General features: G+C 66.8%; 22 protein-coding genes and 1 pseudogene. 11 read left to right on the forward strand and 12 right to left on the reverse strand.

Features of this window, described 5'->3' with window-relative positions; all coding sequences use genetic code 11:
- Positions 1 to 136 precede the first annotated feature (136 nt).
- The 4 genes from TX79_RS11710 to TX79_RS11720 all read right to left on the reverse strand — a co-directional run bounded on the left by TX79_RS11710 (position 137) and on the right by TX79_RS11720 (position 5,094).
- Positions 137 to 535, reverse strand: a complete 399-nt coding sequence (locus TX79_RS11710) for a hypothetical protein (RefSeq protein WP_049927623.1) — start codon at positions 533 to 535, stop codon at positions 137 to 139.
- A gap of 86 nt (positions 536 to 621) precedes the next feature.
- Positions 622 to 1,923, reverse strand: a complete 1,302-nt coding sequence (gdhB, locus tag TX79_RS11715; protein ID WP_049927624.1) for a glutamate dehydrogenase GdhB — start codon at positions 1,921 to 1,923, stop codon at positions 622 to 624.
- A gap of 2 nt (positions 1,924 to 1,925) precedes the next feature.
- A complete protein-coding gene (locus TX79_RS19345) occupies positions 1,926 to 2,066 on the reverse strand; it encodes a rubrerythrin-like domain-containing protein (protein WP_154660548.1) in 141 nt (46 codons plus the stop codon).
- A gap of 118 nt (positions 2,067 to 2,184) precedes the next feature.
- Positions 2,185 to 5,094 (reverse strand): bacterio-opsin activator domain-containing protein, encoded by a 2,910-nt coding sequence (locus tag TX79_RS11720; RefSeq protein ID WP_049927625.1) that lies wholly within the window; start codon positions 5,092 to 5,094, stop codon positions 2,185 to 2,187.
- A gap of 97 nt (positions 5,095 to 5,191) precedes the next feature.
- Here TX79_RS11720 and TX79_RS11725 point away from each other — a divergent pair, with 97 nt between their 5' ends.
- Positions 5,192 to 5,851, forward strand: a complete 660-nt coding sequence (locus TX79_RS11725; RefSeq protein ID WP_049927626.1) for a helix-hairpin-helix domain-containing protein — start codon at positions 5,192 to 5,194, stop codon at positions 5,849 to 5,851.
- Positions 5,852 to 5,958: 107 nt separating this feature from the next.
- Here TX79_RS11725 and TX79_RS11730 read toward each other — a convergent pair whose 3' ends face one another.
- Entirely contained in the window at positions 5,959 to 6,819 is an 861-nt protein-coding gene (locus tag TX79_RS11730) for a YihY/virulence factor BrkB family protein (RefSeq protein WP_049927627.1), read from the reverse strand.
- 117 nt (positions 6,820 to 6,936) lie between these two features.
- Positions 6,937 to 7,143: a DUF2196 domain-containing protein gene (locus TX79_RS11735; RefSeq protein ID WP_049927628.1), complete on the reverse strand. Its 207-nt coding sequence runs from the start codon at positions 7,141 to 7,143 to the stop codon at positions 6,937 to 6,939.
- 200 nt (positions 7,144 to 7,343) lie between these two features.
- Between TX79_RS11735 and TX79_RS11740 the strand changes: the two genes are divergently transcribed.
- Together TX79_RS11740 and glmS are read left to right on the forward strand one after the other, a co-directional pair.
- Positions 7,344 to 8,054 carry a phosphoribosyltransferase family protein gene (locus TX79_RS11740; protein ID WP_049927629.1) on the forward strand — a complete coding sequence of 237 codons (711 nt, stop codon included), beginning with the start codon at positions 7,344 to 7,346 and terminating at the stop codon, positions 8,052 to 8,054.
- A 361-nt stretch (positions 8,055 to 8,415) separates the two neighbouring features.
- The gene (glmS, locus tag TX79_RS11745; protein ID WP_049927630.1) at positions 8,416 to 8,865 is read left to right on the forward strand and encodes a methylaspartate mutase subunit S; all 450 of its coding nucleotides are present in this window, start codon (positions 8,416 to 8,418) and stop codon (positions 8,863 to 8,865) included.
- A gap of 38 nt (positions 8,866 to 8,903) precedes the next feature.
- On the opposite strand, the gene TX79_RS11750 is transcribed toward glmS, so the two are convergent.
- The 3 genes from TX79_RS11750 to TX79_RS11760 all read right to left on the reverse strand — a co-directional run bounded on the left by TX79_RS11750 (position 8,904) and on the right by TX79_RS11760 (position 10,500).
- Positions 8,904 to 9,317: an arsenate-mycothiol transferase ArsC gene (locus tag TX79_RS11750; RefSeq protein WP_049927631.1), complete on the reverse strand. Its 414-nt coding sequence runs from the start codon at positions 9,315 to 9,317 to the stop codon at positions 8,904 to 8,906.
- An 81-nt stretch (positions 9,318 to 9,398) separates the two neighbouring features.
- Positions 9,399 to 9,833, reverse strand: a complete 435-nt coding sequence (locus TX79_RS11755; protein WP_049927632.1) for a universal stress protein — start codon at positions 9,831 to 9,833, stop codon at positions 9,399 to 9,401.
- A gap of 76 nt (positions 9,834 to 9,909) precedes the next feature.
- Positions 9,910 to 10,500, reverse strand: coding sequence for a 50S ribosomal protein L15e (locus TX79_RS11760; RefSeq protein ID WP_049927633.1), 591 nt, complete (start codon positions 10,498 to 10,500; stop codon positions 9,910 to 9,912).
- A 310-nt stretch (positions 10,501 to 10,810) separates the two neighbouring features.
- Between TX79_RS11760 and TX79_RS11765 the strand changes: the two genes are divergently transcribed.
- Complete coding sequence (locus TX79_RS11765) at positions 10,811 to 13,063, forward strand: GLUG motif-containing protein (RefSeq protein WP_049927634.1); 2,253 nt, start codon at positions 10,811 to 10,813, stop codon at positions 13,061 to 13,063.
- A gap of 377 nt (positions 13,064 to 13,440) precedes the next feature.
- Here the strand turns inward: TX79_RS11765 and TX79_RS11770 are convergent, their stop codons facing one another.
- Positions 13,441 to 14,352: a serine/threonine-protein kinase RIO2 gene (locus TX79_RS11770; protein WP_049927635.1), complete on the reverse strand. Its 912-nt coding sequence runs from the start codon at positions 14,350 to 14,352 to the stop codon at positions 13,441 to 13,443.
- Between the two features lie 170 nt (positions 14,353 to 14,522).
- Here TX79_RS11770 and TX79_RS11775 point away from each other — a divergent pair, with 170 nt between their 5' ends.
- From TX79_RS11775 to TX79_RS19875, 4 genes and pseudogenes are all read left to right on the forward strand, one after another.
- Positions 14,523 to 14,837 carry a hypothetical protein gene (locus TX79_RS11775; protein ID WP_230198572.1) on the forward strand — a complete coding sequence of 105 codons (315 nt, stop codon included), beginning with the start codon at positions 14,523 to 14,525 and terminating at the stop codon, positions 14,835 to 14,837.
- 77 nt (positions 14,838 to 14,914) lie between these two features.
- On the forward strand, positions 14,915 to 15,748 hold the full coding sequence (locus TX79_RS11780; RefSeq protein ID WP_049927636.1) for a lipoate--protein ligase family protein: 834 nt from the start codon (positions 14,915 to 14,917) through the stop codon (positions 15,746 to 15,748).
- A 51-nt stretch (positions 15,749 to 15,799) separates the two neighbouring features.
- Entirely contained in the window at positions 15,800 to 16,756 is a 957-nt protein-coding gene (locus tag TX79_RS11785) for a M48 family metallopeptidase (protein ID WP_049927637.1), read from the forward strand.
- 46 nt (positions 16,757 to 16,802) lie between these two features.
- Positions 16,803 to 16,919, forward strand: a pseudogene (locus tag TX79_RS19875) (deoxyribonuclease IV); the annotation flags it as partial.
- A gap of 126 nt (positions 16,920 to 17,045) precedes the next feature.
- On the opposite strand, the gene TX79_RS11790 reads toward TX79_RS19875, so the two are convergent.
- Positions 17,046 to 17,468 (reverse strand): hypothetical protein, encoded by a 423-nt coding sequence (locus TX79_RS11790; protein ID WP_049927638.1) that lies wholly within the window; start codon positions 17,466 to 17,468, stop codon positions 17,046 to 17,048.
- Positions 17,469 to 17,622: 154 nt separating this feature from the next.
- Between TX79_RS11790 and TX79_RS11795 the strand changes: the two genes are divergently transcribed.
- From TX79_RS11795 to TX79_RS11805, 3 genes are all read left to right on the forward strand, one after another.
- Positions 17,623 to 18,492, forward strand: coding sequence for a deoxyribonuclease IV (locus TX79_RS11795; RefSeq protein ID WP_049928374.1), 870 nt, complete (start codon positions 17,623 to 17,625; stop codon positions 18,490 to 18,492).
- 85 nt (positions 18,493 to 18,577) lie between these two features.
- Entirely contained in the window at positions 18,578 to 19,543 is a 966-nt protein-coding gene (locus TX79_RS11800; RefSeq protein WP_049927639.1) for an AIR synthase family protein, read from the forward strand.
- 48 nt (positions 19,544 to 19,591) lie between these two features.
- Entirely contained in the window at positions 19,592 to 20,212 is a 621-nt protein-coding gene (locus TX79_RS11805) for a hypothetical protein (protein ID WP_049927640.1), read from the forward strand.
- Positions 20,213 to 20,267: 55 nt separating this feature from the next.
- On the opposite strand, the gene TX79_RS11810 is transcribed toward TX79_RS11805, so the two are convergent.
- The gene (locus TX79_RS11810; RefSeq protein ID WP_049927641.1) at positions 20,268 to 23,114 is read right to left on the reverse strand and encodes an AAA domain-containing protein; all 2,847 of its coding nucleotides are present in this window, start codon (positions 23,112 to 23,114) and stop codon (positions 20,268 to 20,270) included.
- Positions 23,115 to 23,127 lie beyond the last annotated feature (13 nt).

Genomic DNA, 23,127 nt, shown 5'->3' on the forward strand with positions numbered 1-23,127 from the left:
TTTGGGTTCCGTTCGGCACCGCTGCGAACTGTCTGTCAGCGTTCCCCGCACGTATCCGCGGTAGCTATCGAGCCATCCCGACTCTCGAGCGCGTGCTCGTCACGGCTCGGTTCGAACCCGACTGATCGCGACCGATTCAGTCGGCCACGAACGTCCCGAAGACGATCGGTGCGAGAACGAGCGTGACGGGGACGAGTATCCAGACCTGTCCGGCCAGCACGTCGTACTGCCCGATGGTGACGGCGGGCGGCGTCCCTTCCAGGTATCCGACGACGAACTCGAACCCGACCGTCAACGCGGCCCACAGCACGCCGATCCCGACCAGTTCCGTGAACCGATAGTCGATCGTCGTGGTGGCGAAAAACGAGTACGCGATAGCCAGGACGACGACGATCAACGCGGCCGTGCTGACGACGTGGGCAGTGTACGTCTCCGTTCGCGGAACGATGAATAGTTCCCTGGTTACACCGTTGAGGACGGCCATCACGGCCATCAGTGCCCAGACGCCGAGCGGATACAGGAACCGGCGGACCATACCGTGTCTTCGCGTCCCACCGAAAGGACCGTTCGGTGGTTTCTCACGGAGCAAAACCGTCCCCGACGACTGCGTCTCGAGCCCGATTACGGCCAGAGGCCGCGCGAGTCGTGGGCCTCGGCGATCCGCGAGAGCGCGACGACGTAGGCCGCGTCGCGCCAGGTCACGTCGCGGCGCTCGCGCTGTTCGCGAACGGCGTTCCAGGCGGTCACCATCTCGGACTCGAGTTCGTCGTGGACGCGCTCGAGCGACCACGCGCGGCGGTTGATGTCCTGGAGCCACTCGAAGTAGGAGACGGTGACGCCGCCGGCGTTCGCGAGGATGTCGGGGACGACCGGAATTCCGCGTTCCGCGAGGATGGCGTCGGCGTCGACCGTCGTCGGACCGTTCGCGCCCTCGACGACGAGGTCCGCCCGGACGTCGTCGGCGTTGTCGGCAGTGAGAACGTTGCCGACCGCGGCCGGGACGAGGACGTCGACGTCGAGCACGAGCAACTCGTCGTTCGAGAGCCGCGTCACGTCCGTCTCGGCCGCGTATCGGGTGACCGCCTCGGGTTCCTCGTCGTGGGAGGGGATCGCCGCGACGTCCAGGCCGTCCGGATCGTAGATCGCCCCGTTGACGTCCGAGACGGCGACGACGGTCGCGCCCCACTCCTCGAGCAGGCGGGCGGCGTTCGCGCCGACGCTCCCGAAGCCCTGCACGGCGACGGTGACGTCCTCGAGCGGTCGGTCGTAGTAGTCGCAGGTCTCGCGGGTGACGATAGCGACGCTGCGGCCCGGCGCTTCCTCGCGGCCGCGACTGCCGCCGACCGCGGGCGGTTTACCGGTGACGACGCCTGGAATCGTCTCGCCTTCCTGCATGCTGTAGGCGTCCATCAGCCAGGCCATCGTCTCCGGATCGGTCCCCATGTCCGGCGCGGGGATGTCCGTGTTCGGGCCGATCACGTCGCGGATTTCCTGGGTGAACCGCCGCGTGAGACGTTCGGTCTCGTCGTCCGACAGGGACTTGGGATCGACGACGATACCGCCTTTCGCGCCGCCGAAGGGGAGATCCATCACGGCACACTTCCACGTCATCCACATCGCCAGACCGACGCACTCGTCGCGACCCACCTCGGGATGGTATCGAAGGCCGCCCTTGTACGGTCCCCGGATGCTGTCGTGCTGGGCGCGGTAGCCCGTGAACACGTCGACGCTACCGTCGTCGCGTTCGACGGGTACCGTCACCTCGTGGACCGCGTCCGGGTACGCGAGCCGCTCCCTGATTCCCGGCTCGATCTCGAGACAGTCGGCCGCGCGGGCGAGCTGTCGTCGCGCGGTCTCGAGGGCGTTGTCGGACGCCGTTACCGTCGGCTGTTCGTCGGTGGAAAACCGCGGTTTCGTCGCCATCGTTACTCGATCGGCGTGGCCCGGTTGCGCATGTCAGCGCCACAGTCCGGACACCGACGGGGTGCCGTCGCGACGACGACGGTGCCACAGCCGAAACACTCGTAGGTCGATTCCGTCTCGGGGTCGGGTTCGACGTCTCTCATGGGCATAGCGTGCGACGACGAGCGGCGGGTCGTGGCGTTCGTCGCATCTAGGCATCAAAGGGATATTAGGATATACGTGTCCGTCAGATAGCTAGCCCCGTCGATCTATTGGGGTTCACTATTCAACCATCTGCGCAACGTCTGCCTGAACATCCAGCTCCTCGAAGAGGATCGCGAACAGTTTCCGCTGGACCGTCCGGGCATGGCGGTAGAACGCAGCCGGCGAGATCTCGAGCGTCTCGGCGACCTCCTCGCCGGAGCGGTCCCGCGGCGTCTCGAAGTAGCCGCTGTAGTAGGCCACCTGGGCTACCTCGAGCTGGCGGTCGGTGAGCCGATCCAGCAGCGCGGAGCGCAGGTCGCGCGCCGAGGTCCGTTCGACGCGGCGTTTCGACCGGAGGTCGACGTCCGGGAAGGCGGTCGCGACGACGTCGGCGCTGGTTCTGGCCTCGACCGACCGGGGGACGTCGACCACGAGTCGCGCGCCGTCGGGGGTCGCGTCGACGCTCCGGACCACGACGCCGTGGTCCGCCAGCCGAACGGCGAAAAACGGCCGGGAGAACTGCAGGCGGAGCGTTCCCCCGCGTTCGTCGTCCCCGCGTTCGTCGCCGAGCACCTGGACGTCCCGGACCGCCACGAGGTCGGCCGCCGCCGACGCGACGGCCTCCGGATCGGCACCTTCGACGGTCGCGAACAGCGCCGTGCCGTCCTCGCGGTGGCGCATCCCGCCGTCGAACGAGATGGTACACTCCGCGCGACGGGCCAGTCGGGTGAAGACGAACCCCTCGTCGTTCACGTCGAACTCGAGACGGGTACGCGCGTCCGAGAGCAGCGCCCGCTTGCGTTCGACGGCGGCGATCGCCGCGGCGATCGTCTCCCCGAGTTCGGAGAGCACCGTCCGCGTCATCTCGTCGAAGGCCTCCGGTCGGTCGGCGTACACCGTCAACACGCCGTAGGTGAACCCGTCGTACGACAGCGGCACGCTGACGACCGACTGGTAGTCGCGACTCAGCGCCGCCCGACGCCAGGACTGGTCGCGGAGATCGCGGGCGACGTTCGAGACGACCGTCGTCGTGCCCTCTGCGGCCGTCCGAACCGCCGGTTCGTCGCTCTCGAGCGACAGCGACACCGCGTCCAGATAGTCGCGGCCGTGGTCGGAACCGCCGTGGGCCTGTACCGCGAGGCGGTCGTCCTCGGCGTCGGCCGCGCCGATCCAGGCGAACGCGAACCGATCGGCCGCGGTCAGTCGATCACAGACCGCGGTCGCGATCGCCTCCTGCGTTTCGGCCCCGACCAGCGCCCCATCGATCTCCCTGATGATCTCGTTGACCTGGTTCAGCCGGGTCAGCCGTCGATTCTGCCGTTGCAGTTCCCGATCCCGTTCGCGAAGCCGCCGTTCGCGCTCGACGCGATCGAGCGCCGCCTCGGCCGTCGCCGCCAGGAGGTCGGTCAGTTCCCTCGAGACCGCGTCGAAGGCCTCGACCTCGTCCGCGCCGGCGACGAAGACGCCGTGGTCGCCGAGGGGGACGACCGCGACGCTTCGCAGTTCCGTCGTCGGGTTCGAGAACGCCGCCGACTCCTGAAGATTCGGGACGAACCGCGGCTCCCCCTCGACGAACACCTCGCCCGGGAGCGTGTCGTCGGCCGCCCGGTGGGCCGACAGCGGCCCGTGGAGGTCCGTCATCCCCGCGGAGTGGGCGGCGGGCCGGAGGACGTTCTCGTCGGTGTCGAAGAGGTACGCCGCGGCGGCCTCGCAGTCGAGCACGTCCGTCGCGTCGTCGACGACCGCGGTCGCGATCTCGTGGTCCGTCTCGGCGTAGAGGAGGTCTCGTGCCGTCCGGTGCAGCGCCGTCAACGCCTCCTCCCGGCGTTTGCGCGTCGTCACGTCCCGACAGCTGTAGAGGGTCGTCCCGCCCTGGATCGACACCTCGCGGACGTTGACCAGGAGGGTGTGTTCTCGCCCCGCCTTGTCCGTCGCCGTACACTCGAGGTTCGTCAGCACGCCCTCCTCGGCGAGTTGCTCGCGATCGAACAGGTCCGGTTCGAGCAACTCGTCGATCGTCCCCATCTCGTAGATCTCCTCGTCGCTGTAGCCGAAGATGAAGTGGACGTTCGGACAGACGTAGGTGAACGCGCCGTCGTCGTCGGTGACCAGAACCGTGTCGGTCATGTTGTTCAGCGTCACCCGGTGGAGTTCCTCCGACTCCCGGAGTTCCGTCTCGAGCGCGACCCGGTCGGTGACGTCGACGGTTCGCACGAACAGCGAGCGGATCGTCCCTCCGTCGTCCCGAACCGGTCGGATCGTCACCTCGAGCGTGCGCGCGTCCGCGTCCCCGGCCGCACCGCTGGTCGCGTGCGAATCGTCGTCGGCCGACGGGAGCGTCACCTCGCGGTGGACGATTTCACCGTCGGCGGCGGCCTCGACGGCCTCTCGAATCGCGTCGTCCTCGAGCGGCGTCCACCAGGGCGACGCCGGGAACGGACGGCCGCGAACGTCTGCGGCGCTCGCGTCGACCGCCTCGAGCGCGCGTTCGTTGGCCCGGCGAATCCGTCCGTCCGGTTCGAGTACCCAGGCGAACGAGTCAGGGTCGTCGAAGACGGCGTCGAACGCCCGGGCACGCGCCCGACGATTGCGACGGCGTCGTCCCGTCCGGATCGCGCGCTCGAGCGCCGACTCCAGGTCGGCCCTCGGACGGTCACCCGGGACGTACTCCGTGACCCCGGCCGACACGGCCGCGCTCGCGAGCGACTCGTCGCCCGCGTCCGGTGCCAGAACGGTCGGCGGGCCGGCATCGCCGACCGCCTCGAGCAGTTCCAGCCCGGTCCCCTCGGGGAGGTCCTGCGCGGTACAGACGCAGGCGACGGACCGCTCTTCGAGGGTCGCCAGCGCGTCGTCCACGCTCGAGACCGTCCGAACGTCGGCGGCCTCCTCGCTCTCGACGACGCCTCGAGCGGCGTCCGCGATCCGGGACCGGGCCGGCGGTTCGACCACGAGAACGGGAACCTCGGTTTCGATGCGTCCGGTATCCATTCGTCGCGTGTACGCGGACCGGCGGATAGAACCCATCGGTTTCGGGGACGCACGCGCAATCGACAGCCGTTCCCGCCTCGAGCGCGTACGAGCGGCCATGCGCGTTGCCGTGACCGTCGACGACCGGGAGCCGTCCGTCGTGACGGCGGCCGTTCGGTCCCACCCCGACGTGACGACGGTCGACGTCGATCGGCTCGCCGCCGGCGACGTCGCGATCGGTGCGGTCGGCATCGAACGGAAGACGCCGCGGGATTACGTCACCGGCGTCGCCAGCCGCTCGGGGACCGACCTCCACGAGCAGATCGAACGGCTGGCCGCGGCCTACGATCACGCCTACCTGCTGCTCGAGGGTGATTTCGCCGACCTCGAGTCGCTGCGGACGGCCGTCTCCCCGGAGGCGATCCGGGGGTCGATGGCGTCGATCACGGCCCGCCACGGGGTGCCGGTCGTCCCGTGTACCGATCGGACGGCCCTGGTCGACTACGCCGTCCGCCTCGGGCGGAAACACGTCGAGGACCCCTCGAGTCGGCGGCTCCCCGTCGGTTCCGTGCCGAACCGGCGGGAGCCGACTACCAAGCGGATGTATGGTTGCATCGACGGCGTCGGCCCGGAACTGGCGGCCCGACTGTACGAAGCGTATCCGACCGTCGCGGACCTGCTCGAGGCCAGTCCGGCGGAGCTGACCGCGCTCGAGGGGATCGGCGAGACGCGAGCGCGACGGATCTACGAGGCGTTTCGGACGGACGACGCTCCCTGACGGAGAGCGGACGGGGATCGAGGCCCATACGGTTTACTGTACGTCATTACCGGCGCACCCGCGACCCGGGCTGCGGGTGCGCCGGTACATCGTTACAGTAATCCGTTTCAGAACAGGTCGTACTTCGACCACACCTCGCGCATCGGGATCCAGCCGGATTCGGGCTGGACGCGGTTGGCGAGGACGGCGTTGACGACCGCCCCGAGGAGCAGACAGAGGCCGCCGAGGTAGACCCACGTCAATACGATGAGGACGGCACCGGCGACGCCGAAGAGCGCGACGCTCTCGGACGTGTTGACGTAGATTCGGAACCCGACGGCCAGGGCGGTCCACGACAGCGCCGCGAAGACGGTACCGGGCAGGATCTCCCGGGCCGAGACATCGGCCTGCGGAAACAGGTAGTACATCGGAGCGAACACCGCGATCAGCAGTCCCAGCAGGGCGACGGTACTGGCTACTCGCGCCGCGAGGCCCCCGACGAACACCGAGAGGCTCACCCCGACGACGCTCACGAGCGCCACCGCCACCGCGACGGTCCCGGTCACGAACGCGACCTCGAGGGCCGTGACGAGGGTGACCGTCGTCGCGGCCGCCAGCGACGACTGTTCCTTGCGCGCACCGTAGACGTCCGTAAAGGCGCTGTTGACGGCCTGGAACAGCCTGACGGCGCTCCACAGGAGGATCGCGACCGCAAGCACCGCCGCGCGGGTTCGGTCGACGCCCGTCGCGCCCTCGAGTCCGCCGTCGGTGACGACCCCGTCGACGCCGGCGGCCCCCTCCAGGCCATGGAGTACGGGTTCGAGAGCGTCGACCAGCGTGGCAGCCACGAGCGCGAGGACGACGAGCGGGACCAGGGTGTTGAACGCGTGGTAGGCCAGTCCCGCGGCTTTGACGCTGATCTGGCGCTCGCGAGCGACCGCCGCGACGTCTCGAACGATCGCTCCGACCCTCGAGCGCGACTCGCTCATGGGGTGGCGTCGACGACTCGTCGGAAAGGCGTTCGGCCGGCAGATCGCTGCCGCCGGACCTACCTCCGCCGATTCCCGGTCCTGATTGCTACCGTCGTCGTCACGCTAGCGACGCCGTCACTCGTCGTGGACGACCGACTGGACGTGTCCGACGACGCCGCTTTTCAGTTCGACCTGTGGCCCCTCGGGGGCGTCCTCGTAGATCGTCCCGACCTCGCCGACGATCGGTTCCCGGTCGGTCGACTCGACGTCCTGATCGCCCTGGACGATCTCGACGGTCATCCCCTGTCGGAGCTCCTCGGCGGTCGGTCGTTCGTTGGACATAGCTAGGGGTGTGCCAGTTTGATCGAAAAGCGTCGTGCCTGCAGTCGCGTCGCCCCATAGGGAACCGCGACCCACGACCACTCGGTAGACGGCGCTCCGACGGCCGTGAAGACGGTGAGCGGCACCACACCACGAACGTGGTCTTTCAACCGGTTGAAATGGATCGAAATACCCATGGTTGCGGAAGCGTGGATACCGGTATGAACCGCGCGGAGAAGGCCGCCCTCCAGCTACGGGCGGTCGACGTGTTGCGGATGTTGAAGGAGACGCGAACGTACGACGAACTCGCCGACGAGACCGGGCTTCCCGCGGGGGACCTCAACCGGTACGTGAACGGGCACGTCCTCCCCGGGGCCGACCGCGCACGCGAGATCGTCGACGACCTCGGGCGGGCGGCGTTGGCCGAGGAACTCGAGGCCCGAATCCGGGTCGACGACGAAGGGTACGTCGACAACACCGGGACCGTCTTCGATCAGCCGTTGCTCGATCTCGCCGCGCCGGTCGTCGCGAACAGCTTCGACTTCGATCGCCCGGACGTCGTCCTCACGGCTGCGACCGACGGCATCACCCTGGCCGCGTCGCTCGCCAGCTACTACGGCTCCCCCTGTGTCTACGCGAAGAAACGCAAGGAGACCGCCGTCGAGGAGTTCATCGAGGCCCGCGAGCGCCTCGAGTCGGGCATTCAACTCACCTACTACCTGCCCGCCTCGGCGATCGATGCCGGCGCGTCGGTGCTGGTCGTCGACGACCTGATCCGGTCGGGCGAGACCCAAGAACTCCTGCTGGATATCGTCGACGCCGCGGACGCCGAGACGGCCGGCGTCTTCACCCTGATCGGCGTCGGCGACGACGGGATCGCTCGAGCACGCGAACGGACCGACGCGCCGGTCGGCGCGCTCGTCTCGATCTGACTGCGTGATCCCTGTCGATCGGGGTGTACCGACCGGATACCGCAGTACGAGCATCTGTACCCGCCCACTGATAGCCGAGACCGATTCTTCCTCGGCCGGCGTTCGACCGACGCGACGAACCATCGGGTCAGCTGATCGATGCGTCCGACAGGATTTGTAATGGTCGATAATAGAATAGGCGATTCGGTACAGATGTTCAACACACTACCGGCATTCTTCACAGGATCAGTGGAAATAACCCGGAATCGATGTCGGCCCGTGATTCGAACCCCGACGCCGTCCGGCGAAAATCGTGTCACTGAGTGGCGTATGATTAATCATTAGGTTTATGGTGGTCGCCCGATTCTGTGGGGGTACGCGCATGACGAAGACAGTCATCCTCGGCGTGATCGGGTCCGACGCCCACGTCGTCGGGATCACCATTCTCGAACAGGCATTCGAGGCGGCCGGGTTCGACGTCGTCAACCTGGGCGTCCAGACCTCCCAGGAGGAGTTCGTCGACGCCGCACGCGAGAACGACGCCGAGGCTGTACTCGTCTCGTCACTCTACGGGCACGCCAAACAGGACTGCGAGGGGTTCCACGAACGGATCGCGGCGGCCGGCCTCGAGGAAGTGACCACCTACATCGGTGGCAACCTCGCCGTCGGCCAGGACGACTGGGAGGAGACCCGACGGTACTTCCGCGAACTCGGCTTCGATCGCGTGTTCGACTCCGAGACCGACCCCGAAGACGCGATCGAAGCGCTGCGTGCCGACCTGGACATGCGCTCCTCGGAGACCGAAGGGGAGAGCCACACCGTCCGGGCCTGAACCGCTCGCGCGGTCGGCCACGAGCATCCGATCGATTTTCAGTTCTCGAGTTCGTCGAACAGCTCCTGTACCCGACGTTTCACGTCGTCCCGAATCTCGCGCACCGTCTCGAGGTCCTCGCCGTGAGGGTCCGGCAACTCCCAGTCGCGGACGTCGACGTCTGCGTCGAGTTCGAGGGTCGAACAGCCCATCGTCGCGACGTGCGAGCAGGACTCGAGGGTCTCCGTCGCGATGGGCCGTGGCTCCCGGTCGGAAACGTCGATTCCGTCCTCAGCCATGGCCTCGACGACCACGTCGTGGACCGAGTCGGCCGGCTGCGTCCCGCCGGAGTGGATCGTCACCGCGTCCTCGAGCCCGCGGGCCTCGCGCTCCCGTTCGGCGTATGCGGTCGCCATCTGGCTCCGACCGGCGTTCTGGACGCAGACGAACGCGACGTGGGTAGACTCGCTCATGCGCGAAGGGAGCGAACAGGGGTACCTAACGGTTCGTATGTGCCGTCGTGTGCGAAACGTACACGAACGGAGACGACCCGATTACCGGACGATCGTTACCGGCACCGGCGAGCGACGAGCGACCGTCTCCGCGACGCTGCCTAACAGAATCCGGCTCGCGCCGGTCCGACCGTGGCTCCCGATCGCGATGTGATCGACGTCGTGTTCGGCCGCGTAGTCGACGATGGAGCGCGAGACCCCGCCGACGACGTGGTCGGTCTGGATCTCTCGCCCGAAGTCGGCCGCCTGTTCCCGGGCCTCCTCGAGGACGGCTGCGGCGGCGTCCTCGTGGGCTTCCCGGAGCTGTTCGTAGTTGGCCATCGTGCCCCCCTCGACGCCCGTGGCCGCGTAGAAGTCGCCGGGATCGACCACGTGCAACGCCGTGATCGTCGCCTCCGGGTACTCCCTGCAAGCGAACTCGAGGGCCTGGGTCGATTGGTTCGAGTCGTCGACCGGGACGAGTACGTGGTCCGTCATACCCGAGGGTACGCCGGGCCGCGAGTTAAGTCCCCAGCACTGCTCCCGAGGATCGAAAACGAAGCCGTCGGTCGGGTTACTTCGCGCCGCCCTTGCCGCCGTTGTTGGACGGGCGGACCTTCTCGGCACCCTTGCCGCGGGTGTTGAGGCCGCGGTTGTCCTTGCCCGCGTTCGTCAGCCCGCGGAAGGCGCGGTTCGTGTGGGCGTCGTCGCAGATCCAGTTCAGGTCGTCGTCGTTCTGGATCGCCGGGTGTTCGGGATCCACGAGGATCACTTCGAACCACTTCTGGCTGCCGTCTTCGCCGACCCAGTAGCTGTTGAGGACCCGCAGGTTGGGGTACTTGCGCGAGACGCGCTCCTCGCCGATGCGCTGGATGTTCTTGCGTCGACCGATGCGGTTGACGCCCTGACGCTTCGTTCGGCGACCGGCCGTGAACCGGCTCTTGCGGGCGGTACCCTTGCGGACCGAGACGCGAGCGACGACGATGCCCTGCTTGGCCTTGTAGCCGAGTTCGCGGGCCTTGTCGAGTCGCGTCGGTCGCTCGATCCGTTCGATAGCGCCTTGCTTGCGCCACTCCTGTTTGCGCTGCCACTGCAGTTCCCCGAGTTTCCCGTCGTCGGGGTTCTTCCATGCGTCCTTGATGTGTGAGTAGAAGCTCTTTGCCATGGTTTCACCCGCGGGCGTTTCCTGGTTCAATCCCGAGTTTCGGGATCACATCCCTACCTGTGGCAACGGTGCGTCGACTGCACCGCCGCGTGAACAGGTGCCCGCTGGAGCCCGCGACCCAGCGAGTTGCCCGAACGTACCCAGCGTTCCCGTATAAGCGCTTCGAACCGTCGAAGGGGGCGTGGTTCCGTCCCCAGTCGTCGTCCTCGTTCCCGTTTCCAGGAGATCCTCGAGTGGCCGGCCGATAGCTACCACCTCACGTTACAGAAATACAAAATGACTATGCATTTCAGAGATTACATGTGGTGTTATGACCGATCCGAATCAGCGGGGGGAGACAGGAGCGTCGTACGGCGATTTTGATCGGCCGGATGATCCGTCGGCGCTACTCGAGCAACTGGACGGCAGTGGTAGCCGAACCGATCCGTACGTGCTCACTGACGCTCGAGAACTCCACGCGGTACGCGGGGATCTCGACGCGAACTACGAACTCGGGGACGATATCGACGCGAGCAGCTGTCAGCAGTGGACTGACGGACGCGGATTCGACCCGATCGGTGGCCAGAACGATCCGTTCCTCGGGACATTCGACGGTTCCGGACACGAGATCACCGGATTGGTCATCGACCAGGAGGACGAGGACGCCGTCGGATTGTTCGGTGCCAGTGCAGGCGTCATAGAGGACGTCACCGTGACAGCCGCGGACGTGACCGCCGATCAGTTCGTCGGCGGACTCGTCGGACGGAACCTCGGAAAGATTATCGACGCGTCTGTGACGGGATCGGTCACCGGGTCGAAGAACGTCGGTGGCCTCGTCGGGACGACCCACGGCTCCGTTCACGACCTGCTGGAGGGTGACGAACTCTCCGATCGAGTACGCAACGGCGAGACGGCTGGCCTCTTCGAGGAGTCGGACGATCGGGGGCTCATCACGGACGTAACCGTCGATGTCGACGTTTCCGGGACGGAGAACGTCGGTGGACTGCTGGGACGGAACGACTCGAAGTGTACCGTGCAACGATCGACGGTAACTGGAACCGTCTCCGGGGGCGCTGTGATCGGGGGACTCGTCGGACACAACGAGGGCGCGGTCGTCGACTGTTCGTCCGACGTCTCCGTCTCCGGAACGGAGAAAGTCGGCGGGATCGTCGGCACTAACGCCGAGTCCGTCGTCGACTGTTCGTCGTCGGGGTCAGTCTCCGGCGACGAAGCGATCGGTGGCCTCGTCGGCTACTGTGGCGGGCTGAGCCCGGACCGCGTAGCCGACTCCGAGGCCGAATGTACCGTCGACGGTGACGAGTACGTCGGTGGGCTGGTAGGACGGAATAGCGATTCCGCGATCGAATCGACACGAGCCAGTGGTGACGTGACGGCGACCGACGGCTACGCCGGCGGTCTCGTCGGGTGGGACATCGAGGGGACGATTGCCGACTCCACGGCCGAAGGACGGGTCGAAGCCGACGGAAAACACGCCGGTGGGTTCGTCGGGAAGGCCAAAGAGAGCACCATCGAGGGGTCGACGGCCGATTGCTCGGTGGTCGGGAGCGACGAGCGCACCGGAGGATTCGTCGGGAGCCTCACCGACGGGACGATCACCGACTCGTCCGCCGAGGGAGACATCGAGTCGACCGCGGAACTCATCGGCGGGTTCGTCGGTGGCGCGAAGGAAGCGACGATCACGCAATCGAACGCCCACGTCGAGGTATCGGCCCTGGGCGAGCAACTGATCGACGGCGTCGCTGACAGCCTAGTCGGTAACGAGGTAGATACCTCGGGCGCTATCACGGACGACGGCTGTACCGCCGGTGGTTTCGCCGGCGGATCGATCAGAACGACGATCGAGCGCTCGTCGGCCACCGGCGACGTGACCGCAAGCGGCGATCAAGTCGGCGGATTCGCCGGTGCGGTTCTCGAGGGTCACGTCCGGATGGTAACTGCCAGCGGGGACGTGACGACCATGGGCGACTACGTCGGCGGCCTGGTCGGTTCTGTGCGGAACGGCCGACTGACGTCGGTACGGGCGACGGGGGACGTGGTAACGGTAGGCGATCACGTCGGGGGTCTCGTCGGCGTGGTAACTGAGGAAAGCGAGATCGACGGAGCGAGCGCGAGCGGTGACGCAACTGGCTCCGAACGGGTCGGCGGTCTCGCCGGGAGCAACGCGAAACGATCGACCGTGAGGAATACCCGTGCGAGCGGCGAAATATCCGGTTCGACAAGGGTCGGTGGTCTCGTCGGCTCGAACTTCTCGGACGCCGAACTCGAACGCTCGCTCGCGGTCGGTCGCGTCGTCGACGACGCGAGTGGGGTGTTCGTCAGTATCGCCCGCATGCTGGGGCTCCGACGCGTCGGGGCCATCGTCGGCTACAACGATGCTGACGTTACCAGTTGTTACTGGGACGCCAATCGGTCGGCGAGTTCAGGCTCGAACGGGCTATCGACCGATGAGTTGTGTGGAGAGAACGCGCGCGAGGCGATGGCGGAACTGGAGTTCGACGACACGTGGGTTATCCGCGAAGACGCGTATCCGACGTTGCGAGCGCTTCGAGAACTCGAGAATTGATCGCCGCGTCGATCCCGACAGTCCTTCGATCCTAAGTCGGTCTCGCGTGGGGAGACAGGGATCGGGTATCGGTTCGTTCTTCCCGGGGATTCCAGCGGAGCAGGTTCCGTCGTTCGGAGGGGCATCAGCGGTTGAGTCGTCGTATGTAACTGTTGCATCCGTGGGGCCAGCAGTGTCGAATTCATATATCGGAATGCGATTTATGGCGGGGCGGAAGGGGATTCTCCCCGTCGTGGGACGGTTACGATTACAGTCTGAGCGGCTACTGCAGCCAGAAGTACACGATTCGGCTCAACTATTGCGAAGAGACAGCCGAACCCCTCCGATCCGAGTAACGGGGCTACCGATCGCGTTCGAATCGGTCGACTCGAGAGTCGTCACTCGAGCAACGCCGTCACCGTCTCGAAGGTCTCGTCTTCGATGGCACTCGCGATCTCGTCTTCGTCGAGATCGTCCGGAACGTGCTGGGGGTACTTCCGGCGGAAGTAGCCGATCAGGTTCTCGACGTCGCGCCGGAGGAACTCGCCGGCGTTGTCGTGTTCGGTCGGGACCGCCTGGGGCCAGTCGAAGACCGTCACCCCGTCCTCGCCGACGAAGACGTTGTACTCGCTCATGTCCGCGTGAACGTATCCGATCTCGTGCGCGCGCGCGACCTCCCTGAGGAGCAACTCGAGGACGCCGAGCACCTGGTCGTCCTCGAGTTTCGCCCGCGAGAGTTCGACGCCCTCCATCTTCTCCATGACGATGGCGTGGCGATTCTGGTCGATCGGCCGGGGGACCGACACGTCGGGATACAGCTCCTCGAGAATGTCGTGTTCGCGCTCGGCGGCCTTCCGCGCGGTGTACATCCAGGAGACGTGTTCCTTGTCGGCGGTGTAATCGCGTTCCTTGTGGACCTCCCGGAAGTTCGTGTACCCCTCGCGGTGGTACTTCAGCGCGAGGGGCTTGTACGACCGGACCTCGTAGACGTCGCTCTCCTTGCCGACGCCCAGCGGAGAACCGAACTCGGTGATCGTGTCGCGCTGGACCAGCGCCCGCAGGGCCAGCAGGTCGTAGCCCTCGAACTGGAGGGTGTAGCCTTCGTACTGGATGGTCTTTTTCTCGATCAGCCCGCGTTTCAGACAGCGCTCGAGCCGGTAGTCGACCTCCTCCTCGGTCAGCCCGGCGAAGCGTGGCAGTTTCTCGCGCTGGACCCACTCCGAGAAGCGCATCCCCTGCTCGACGCCGGAGAGGAGATAGAAGTCCTCGTCCTCGAGTTCCGGGAGTAACCCGGCGACGTTCCGCACCATAGGGAGCGATAGCCGTCGAGTACGTAAAAACGTCGTGAGTGATTCGAGTGGGTGACCGTCGGGACACGCCACGTGATAAACCACATCCCGCGATATCAAACCTGCCCCAGCGGGGAAACGGCGAGTGGATGAGAAGGCCTATAGGAACCTCGTCGAATCGCTCGACGAGTATGAGGCGATCAGTTCGAACGGCGGGACGGATTCTGGCGGGGGCCGGCCTGCTCGCCTGGCTGGGAACGACGGCCTATCTCGGCTACCGCGTGTTCGTCGTCGGACTCACGCCCGCACAGCAGCGGGCGGCCGATCAGCTTCCGCACCAGCCTTTCGAAGCGCTCTCCGAACCGCTGTTCGCGGCGTTGTTCGGGGCGTTCGTGGTCGGCGTCCTCGCTATCATCGCGCTAGCGTGCTACGGATACGCCGAATGGCGAGCCGCCCGTCGTCGGCGACTCGTCCTCGAGGGCGAGTTCTCCGACCGGACCGACTGAGCCACCCGTGTTCGAGCGACTCGGCCCCGGTCGACGGCACCGGAATCGATTTGGGACTCGCTCCCGTGGTCCGACCTATGGCTGCACTCGCCGACCGGGAGTGGCGACTCGTCCGGGACGAGCCCCGCGACGGGGCCACGCAGATGGCCCTCGAGGAGGTGGCCGCCGAAACCGCCCTCGAGGAGGACGTCCGGACGGTACGGGTCTACTCGTGGGAGCCCAGCACGCTCTCGCTGGGATATCGGCAGGACGCCGACACGGTCGACTGGGAGTACGGCGAGCGCGAGGGAATCGACGTCACCCGACGCCAGACCGGCGGCGGCGGGATCTACCACGACCGGTACGCCGACATCTCCTACACGATCGTCGCGCCGGCCGACGAGGTCCCCGGCGATCTGATGGACTGCTACGCGCTGTTCTGCGAGCCCATCCTCGAGGGACTCCGTCGAATGGGCGTCGACGCCGACTTCGCGGCGGCCGAACAGGCCTCGATCTACCAGCCCTCGTGTTACCTGCGGGACATCAATCCCGCTCACGACGTCGTCGCGCCCGCGGACGGTGACCAGCCGAGCAAGATCAGCGGGAACGCCCAGTACCGCCAGCGCGACGTCGTCATCCAGCACGGCTCGATCAGTTACGACCTCGAGCCCGAGCACCACGTCGGGGTCTTCGAGACCGAAGTGCACGCCGACGCCTTCAGCGATCGGGTGACGAGCATCCGCGAACAGACAGGTATGGACCGTGACGAGGCGGTCGACGCGCTGGCGAGCGCGCTCGGCGACTGGTGCGACGCCGACGAGGACGAGTGGCGCGACGACGAACTCGAGGCCGCCGAGAAGCTAGCCGAGCGGAAGTTCGGTACCGACTCCTGGGTTCGGGACCGGGAAGTGCTCGAGGCGGACGAGCACTGAGCACTTGTTAGAAACCAAACCGCTTTTCGCCGCCGTCGGCGACGATCCGATATGCGGCTCACGAGCCCCGTCGGTCTGCTCGTTCGAGCCCTCCTCGGTGCCTGCGTCAGCGGTCTCGCGCTCCTCGGGAGCGCGTATACGGTCGTCGCCTTCGCCGCAGCGGTTGTGCTGGTCGTCGTCACCGAGGTCGGTCCGGTGGCGCTGACCGAATCGAACGTCCTGTGGGCGCTCGGCCTGGGATCCGTCCTCGTCCTCCCGTGTTTTGCCTTCGTCGTCGCCCACGCGATTCGGCTGGAACGGCGACGGCTCCTCGAGACCACCGTTCCCGTCGCTGCGACCGACTCCGAGACGGCGCGGACGCTCGAGGCGACGGCGACGCGACTCGCCGCGCAGTTCGACGTCTCGAAGCCGGCGATACGACTCCATCCGGCCGAGACGCCGGTCGCGTACACGACGTACCGGCCGACGGACCCCGTCGTGGCGATCCGTCGGACGGGGTCGCCCGTCGTGGTCGTCTCGAAGGGACTCGTCCGGACGCTCTCGAACGAGGAACGTGAGGCCGTCCTCGCCCACGAGTTCGGCCACCTGGCGAACGACGACCTCCAGTTGACCTCGTGGTTGCTCGTGCCGTTGTTCGCAGCCGACTTCCTCGACGATAACGACGACGAGTGGCGGGTCGATCCGCTCGGCTGGGTGCTCACGTCGGTCGGATTGGTGGGCGTCGGCGTCTTCTCTCGCGGGCGGGAACTCGCCGCGGATCGGGCCGCCGTCGAGGCCACCGGGAACCCGGGCGCACTCGCGTCGGCGCTCGAGACATTGCACGATCGGCGAACGCGACGACCGACGACGGATCTGCGCGCCAGCGCGCGAACGACGAACGCGATCAACGTCCTGCCGACGCTCGGCGACAGCGGACCCGGGACCGGCGGCCTCCGCGGGACCCATCCGCCGCTCGAGGCCCGACTCGAGCAGTGCCGGTCGCTGGCTGTCGACGCCCCGGAGGAGTGAGCCGACGGTCCGACGTACAGAGGTGAACCGGTACTGACGGGAGCCTCTGAAGGTCGGCGGACACGTATCCATCCCCGGCTCGCGCGTCTCGTCAGACGACGAAACACCGCCGTGCGACGACATCCGTAACGCGGTCCAGGACCTGGGAAGCCACACCGGAAACGGCGCAGAGAGGGCCGTATGAACCCGAACAGCACTTCGAGACCGGATCCGATCCACGGACGAGCGTGTCCGACACGTGAATACCGCAACAACCGGTCGGTTGGCGGTTTTCACGACCTCAAGCCGGTCAATCGTCGGAGTTCGCCGTGACGTGTCCAATGAGGCTAGCGAGGAGGAACAGGAACGACGCCTGTGCTTCGTACGAATCGGGAAGAGCGGTCCAGACGCTGACCGCCGCGTGAACCAGGAGGTACAACAACGGTACGACGACGACCGCGACGATACCGGCGGAAACCACTACGTCCCGAACTGACGGAAGTCCCTCGAGCGAGAGATCCACCGTAATGGGGAGCAGACAGATCGATGCCACCAGATAGAGCTGAAACGCGAGGACGAGTGTTCCCAGACTCGGCTGCGGAATCCAGCCGGCGATCGTACTTGCAACGCCACCGATCATCACGAGATAGGACGGTACGAGTACGATACACGCCACGAGCAGCGAGACGACGCCCAGAAAGAACGTTTTGTCGCTGGATCGACTGTCTGACATTAGTAGCGTCTACTGGATGTAGGCACAATATAAGTATACTGTTCGATATGTTCCGCCCGAACGAGCGTCTGGATACCAGTCAGTGTCCGTCACCGATCGGGAACGATCTTCCGAAACCAGTATCTCTATCAGGAACTGGTACTGACGGATGGCCATGAAGATCGGTGCACACGTATCCATCTCCGGCTCACGCGTTTCCTCCGACGACGAAACACCGCCGTACGACGACATCCGCAACGCGGTCCACCGCCAGCGTGCGTTCGGCGGTAACTGCGGGCAGATCTTCACCACCTCGCCGCAGGTCTGGGCCCAGCCCGAGATCAGCGACGAGGCCGCCGAGGGGTTCCAGGAGGAGACCGAGGAGAAACTCGAGGGTCCCTGGGTGATCCACTCGGCGTACCTCGTGAATCTCTGTACGCCGAAGGAGGACCTCCGGCGCAAGTCCAAGGAGAGCATGCAGGCGGAACTCGACGCCGCCGACAAACTGGGCATTCCCTACGTCAACGTCCATCTCGGTGCACACACGGGCGCGGGCGTCGAGCAGGGACTGGACAACGCCGCGAACGTCATCGACGACCTCGACGTCCCCGAGGACGTTACGATCCTCATCGAGTCCGACGCGGGAAGCGGCACGAAGCTCGGTGGCGAGTTCGAACACCTCGCGGGCATCATCGAACGCACCGAGACCGACATCGGCATCTGCATCGACACCGCGCACACGCTCGTCGCGGGCAACGACCTGACGACGCCCGAGGCGGTCGACGAGACCGTCCAGCGGTTCGACGACGAGGTCGGCCTCGAGTACCTCGAGTACATCCACCTCAACGACTCGAAACACGACGTGGGCACGCACAAGGACGAACACGCCCACATCGGCGAGGGCTACATCGGTGAGGACGGCATGAAAGCGATCGTCAACCACCCCGACCTGCGTTACCTGCCCTTCGCGCTCGAGACGCCCACCGAGGACGGGCGCGGCTTCGCCTGGAACATCGAGACGGTCAAAGAACTGCGGGAGGACTGACCCGACTCCGTTTTCGACGCCCGCGGATCCCCGATCACGGCTCGCTGTCGACAGCTACAACCCGGAGACGGTACGAGTTCACCGTATGCCAGGGAAGGTTCCGCCCGGGGAGTTGCTCGAGCACGTCTTCGACCGAACGGGAGCGCCCGACGACGCGGTCGTGCAGGGGCCGGCCGACGGCGAGGACGCGGCCGTGATCGACCCGCCCGAGGGACGACTCGTCGTCAGCACCGACCCCATCTCTCTGGCGGCGTCGGCCGTCGGCACGCTCGGCGTCCACGTCGCCTGCAACGACGTCGCCGCCTCCGGCGCGGACCCGCGGTGGCTGACGGCCGTCGTCATGCTTCCCGACGAGGAGACGTCGATCGGGACGATCACCGACGACCTGGACGCCGCCGCCCGGGAGGTCGGCGCGACTATCGTCGGCGGCCACTCGGAGTACGTCGACGCGCTCGAGCGGCCGCTGGTGACGCTGACAGCGATGGGGATCTCCGACCGGTTCGTCCCAACGGGCGGGGCCGAACCCGGCGATCGCGTCCTCCTGACGAAGGCCGCCGCCGTCGAGGGGACGGCCATTCTCGCGGCCGACTTCGGCGACGAACTCGGGGTCGACGCGGAGACCTGCGAGCGCGCCGCGGGCTTTCTCGAGGAGATCAGCGTCGTCCCCGACGCCCGGGCCGTCCGCGAGTACGCGACCGCGATGCACGATCCGACGGAGGGCGGCGTCGCCGCCGGACTGCTCGAACTCGCCCGTGCCTCGGACGTCCGCCTCGAGGTCGACCGCGAGGCGGTACCGATCCGACCGGAGACGGAGACGCTCTGTGCGGCCGCCGGCGTCGATCCCCTGCGGATCTTCGGCTCCGGTGCGTTGCTCGCCGCGGTGCCGGACGCAGACTGTGCCGACGCGCTCGCTGCGCTGGCCGACGCGGGCGTCGAGGCGACCGAGATCGGCCGCGTTCGCGAAGGCGATCCCGCGCTCGAGGTTGACGGGGAGACGATCACGGAACCGGTCCGGGACGAACTCTACCCTCTCTGGGAGGATTCGGCGTAGGCCCCGGAGCGAAAGGTTGAACGAACTCGGGTGTGAGCGCTAGCCGCAATGAAGCGACGTGAACTGATTGCCCTGGTGGGGGCCACCACGACGAGCGGTATCGCCGGGTGTACGTCCGGATCGAACGAGGACACTCCATCGAACGATGACGACGACCCATCGAACGACGACGGTACGGATGACGAAAACGACGATAGCGCACCAGCGAACGGCGAAACGGGCGCTGAAGACGACTCCGAGAACACCGAAGCGGACGACGATTCGGACGAGAACGAGGACGTCGACATCGAGGCGATCCTGCAAGCCGCCGACTTCGAGGACGACGGCTGGACGCAGGTCGACCGCCAGATCGACGCCGATTACGGATTCCGGGAACTGACCCGCGGCGAGACCGAGCGGCTCCAGGTCGTGGTCGTGATCTTCCCCTCCGAAGACGAAGCCAGAGCGGAGTTCGAGTACTGGTATCCGGCGGACTCGAGCGACCTCGACGTCGCCGACCAGACCGGGGCCTACGAACACCCCCCGGAGGAAGGATCGCCCGGCGAGGTCGAACTCAGCTTCCGGGACGGCGAGGTGATGGTAACGCTCATTCACACCGACGAAACCGACGGCGACGTGGAGGTGGTGGAGTCCTACGCGACGGAGATCTACGAGAACTGGGCCGAGTGAGTGGAGGCATACGTTCCACCGGTCTCGCGCTCGAGGGGCCGGACGCCGGTCGACGCTACCGCCGCGCCCACTCGAGCATCCGTTCGTAGACCGGATCCGAGGCGAGCGCCCGCGAGTCGCCGACCAGCACCAGCGCCCGTTTTGGCCGCGTGAGCGCGACGTTGATCCGGCGGTAGTCCTCGAAGATCGGCCCCCCGAGCGACCCCGTCGCGGTGAACGAGACGACGATCACCTCCTGGCTCGAGCCCTGGAACCGGTCGACGGTGTCGACGGCGACGGCGTCGGGGACGCGGCTCGAGATCGTCGAGACCTGCGCGCGGAACGGCGCGATGACGCCGATGTCGTCGTACTCGAGGCCCGCCGCGGCGTAGGTCTCGATCAGGTCGGCGATCCGGGCGGCCTCCTCGCTGTCGGTGTACCGGCCGTCGTCTCCCTCGACGTCGACGAACGTGACGGGGTCGCGCAACGACTCGGGGAGCGCCTCGAGCGAGACCCCCTCGAGGTCCGCGAGCGTTCGTCCGGCGACCGCGGGTTCGGCGGGCCGCAGTTCGCCGTCGTAGAACTCCTGGGAGGAGAAGTACTGGATCCGCTGGTTCATCCGGTACTGTCGATCCAGCATGATCCCCGCGTCGGGGTACTGCTCGACCAGGCGTTCGAACAGCGACTCGGTGAGGTCCACCGCTCGCGGCTCGTCGCCGCTCGCGTGTTCCGGGTCCCGCTGGTCTCCGCCCTCGGAGCGGACGACCGGCGGCAGCTGTTCGTGATCGCCGACCAGCACGAACCGCTCGGCGAGGTTGACCGCCGCGAACGTCCCGGGTTCGGTCAGCTGTGCGGCCTCGTCGACGACCGCCGCATCGAACGATTGCTCTTTCATCACCCGCGAGCCACAGGTCGCAGTCGTCGCCGCCACGACCTGTGCGTCCTCGAGTTCCGCGAGTCGCGCCGTGGGGTCGCCGGCCCGCTCGAGGCGGTACGGCTCCATGTCCGCGCGGACGCCGCTCTCGGAGCCGACGCGGACGATCCGGTCCCGCTCGAGCGCGTCGTCGGCCTCGCACTGCTCGAGCAGCGCCTCGAGGGCGTTGTCGACGGCCCGGTTGGTGAAGGCCGACAGCAGGACGCGTTCGCCGCGTTCGACCATCGCGCGGATGGCGCGGGCGATGGTGTACGTTTTCCCGGTTCCCGGCGGACCGTGGATCAGCGCGAGGTCCTCCGCACCAACGGCTTTCCGGACGGCCTCGTTCTGCGCGTCGTTGTTGTCGATGAACGTCTCGTCGGGGAGGTCGAACTCGGGTTCGGTCCGTCCGAACAGCACGTCCTTCCGTCGCTCGTCGCCCTTCAGGAGGAAGTCGTGCAGCGCCGCGAGCAGCCGGTCGGTCGTCAGTTCCGAGGGGTAGACGTCGAGCCTGGTGACCTCGACCGGTTCGTCCGCGGTGAGGACGATATCATCGTCTCGCGGCTCCACCGCTCGACTATCCGCGGAGCGTGGCTCCGCGCTTCCCAGCCGTTCGATCCGGGCGAGTTCGGCGTTTCCGCGAACCGGGTGGCCGTCGCTCGCGAGGACGAGGTCGCCCTCCCGGAGCTTCGAGGTCGCGCCCCCGGCGCGACGCGCGCGGAGTTCCCAGCGTCCCTCCGAGAGTTCGCGCATCTCCTCGAACTCGAGGTCGATCAGCGCGCGGTCGTCGTCGGCCCGTTCCTGGGCGTCCTGTTCCCAGAGTTTGGCGTACTCGCGGTGGACCTCGCGGCGTTCTTGCTCGATGGCCCGATAGGTGCGCTGGAAGTAGTCGCGTTCCTCCTCGGGTAGCGGCGTCCCGATCTGTCCCGCCTTCGACTCCTGGTCGAGCCGTCCCGAGACGACCATGCAGGTGTCCTGCTCGAAGCAGTACTCGCACTTCGCGTCGCCCTCGTACCCCGTCGGCACGTCGCCCTCGATCTCCATCGCCGCGATCTCGTTGCGCAGGCGGACGACGAACTTCAGGAGGCCGTCGCCCATCGAGAAGTCCTTCGCGGGCGTGAGGTCGCCGGTCTCCTCGTTGCGGTCGAGCGCCGAATTCTTGGTGTAGAGGAGGGTCCCGGTGTCCACCGGGTCGCCGTGTTCCTCGAGCATCAGGGCGTAGCAGGCGGCCTGGACCTTGTCCTTGAAGCGGGGTTCCTTCTTGAGGTTCTTGCCCGTCTTGAGTTCGACCGGCGCGCCCCGTCGGATGGCGTCCGCGCGGCCGCGGATGCCGAACGTCTCGCTGATGAGCAACTGCTCGGAGCGCCAGCTATCTTCCTCCGTGAGGCGGCCCTGCTCGAGCCAGCCCTCGATCGCCGAGGCGTTTTCGCGAACGTCCTCGGCAACGGCGTCGGCGCTCTCGCCCAGCAGGCCCAACTGGAGGCCCCGTTCCTCGACGCGGGCCTCGATCGACTCCTCGAGGTCGCGACCCCGGAGCAGATCGCCGAAGACCTCGTGGACGATGGTCCCCTTGACGACGGGGTAGTTCAGCGGGATTCCCGACAGCTTGTTCAGGTAGTACAACCGCGGACACTCCACCCAGTTGCGGATCGACGTCACGTTGACGAGGAACGAGGGCTCGACGACGACGTAGGAGTCGCCCGTCGTCGCATACTGGGTCTCGCCCTGGTACTCGTCTTCCTCGACGTTCGTGACCAGCAGTTCCATCCCGGGCTCGAGCAACTCGGCGGACTCGACCCACTTGTCCCAGCAGGTGACCGTCGTCACCTCGCCGTCAACGGTCGTCGACTCGCTCGCGACGCCCCCGTCGGGAACGGGGCCGTCCGGGTCGTCGGCGTCGGTCTCGATCCGCTCGAGTCGCAGCGGGACCTCCGCGAGGTCGGTGTCGCCGTAGCTCGTCGAGACGGTCCGTACCTCGACGTCGCCCGCGACGGTTCCCCGAACGTTCACGCCTGTCCGTCAC

Origin of the sequence: Halopiger goleimassiliensis, from assembly GCF_000455345.1 — an archaeon.
GTDB classification, from domain to species: domain Archaea; phylum Halobacteriota; class Halobacteria; order Halobacteriales; family Natrialbaceae; genus Halopiger_A; species Halopiger_A goleimassiliensis.

Excerpts from the sequence above, each read along its gene's own strand:
- TX79_RS11710 (WP_049927623.1), bottom strand. The coding sequence starts at position 535 with ATGGTCCGCCGGTTCCTGTATCCGCTCGGCGTCTGGGCACTGATGGCC.
- gdhB (WP_049927624.1), bottom strand. The coding sequence starts at position 1,923 with ATGGCGACGAAACCGCGGTTTTCCACCGACGAACAGCCGACGGTAACG.
- TX79_RS19345 (WP_154660548.1), bottom strand. The coding sequence starts at position 2,066 with ATGAGAGACGTCGAACCCGACCCCGAGACGGAATCGACCTACGAGTGT.
- TX79_RS11720 (WP_049927625.1), bottom strand. The coding sequence starts at position 5,094 with ATGGATACCGGACGCATCGAAACCGAGGTTCCCGTTCTCGTGGTCGAA.
- TX79_RS11725 (WP_049927626.1), top strand. The coding sequence starts at position 5,192 with ATGCGCGTTGCCGTGACCGTCGACGACCGGGAGCCGTCCGTCGTGACG.
- TX79_RS11730 (WP_049927627.1), bottom strand. The coding sequence starts at position 6,819 with ATGAGCGAGTCGCGCTCGAGGGTCGGAGCGATCGTTCGAGACGTCGCG.
- TX79_RS11735 (WP_049927628.1), bottom strand. The coding sequence starts at position 7,143 with ATGTCCAACGAACGACCGACCGCCGAGGAGCTCCGACAGGGGATGACC.
- TX79_RS11740 (WP_049927629.1), top strand. The coding sequence starts at position 7,344 with ATGAACCGCGCGGAGAAGGCCGCCCTCCAGCTACGGGCGGTCGACGTG.
- glmS (WP_049927630.1), top strand. The coding sequence starts at position 8,416 with ATGACGAAGACAGTCATCCTCGGCGTGATCGGGTCCGACGCCCACGTC.
- TX79_RS11750 (WP_049927631.1), bottom strand. The coding sequence starts at position 9,317 with ATGAGCGAGTCTACCCACGTCGCGTTCGTCTGCGTCCAGAACGCCGGT.
- TX79_RS11755 (WP_049927632.1), bottom strand. The coding sequence starts at position 9,833 with ATGACGGACCACGTACTCGTCCCGGTCGACGACTCGAACCAATCGACC.
- TX79_RS11760 (WP_049927633.1), bottom strand. The coding sequence starts at position 10,500 with ATGGCAAAGAGCTTCTACTCACACATCAAGGACGCATGGAAGAACCCC.
- TX79_RS11765 (WP_049927634.1), top strand. The coding sequence starts at position 10,811 with ATGACCGATCCGAATCAGCGGGGGGAGACAGGAGCGTCGTACGGCGAT.
- TX79_RS11770 (WP_049927635.1), bottom strand. The coding sequence starts at position 14,352 with ATGGTGCGGAACGTCGCCGGGTTACTCCCGGAACTCGAGGACGAGGAC.
- TX79_RS11775 (WP_230198572.1), top strand. The coding sequence starts at position 14,523 with ATGAGGCGATCAGTTCGAACGGCGGGACGGATTCTGGCGGGGGCCGGC.
- TX79_RS11780 (WP_049927636.1), top strand. The coding sequence starts at position 14,915 with ATGGCTGCACTCGCCGACCGGGAGTGGCGACTCGTCCGGGACGAGCCC.
- TX79_RS11785 (WP_049927637.1), top strand. The coding sequence starts at position 15,800 with ATGCGGCTCACGAGCCCCGTCGGTCTGCTCGTTCGAGCCCTCCTCGGT.
- TX79_RS11790 (WP_049927638.1), bottom strand. The coding sequence starts at position 17,468 with ATGTCAGACAGTCGATCCAGCGACAAAACGTTCTTTCTGGGCGTCGTC.
- TX79_RS11795 (WP_049928374.1), top strand. The coding sequence starts at position 17,623 with ATGAAGATCGGTGCACACGTATCCATCTCCGGCTCACGCGTTTCCTCC.
- TX79_RS11800 (WP_049927639.1), top strand. The coding sequence starts at position 18,578 with ATGCCAGGGAAGGTTCCGCCCGGGGAGTTGCTCGAGCACGTCTTCGAC.
- TX79_RS11805 (WP_049927640.1), top strand. The coding sequence starts at position 19,592 with ATGAAGCGACGTGAACTGATTGCCCTGGTGGGGGCCACCACGACGAGC.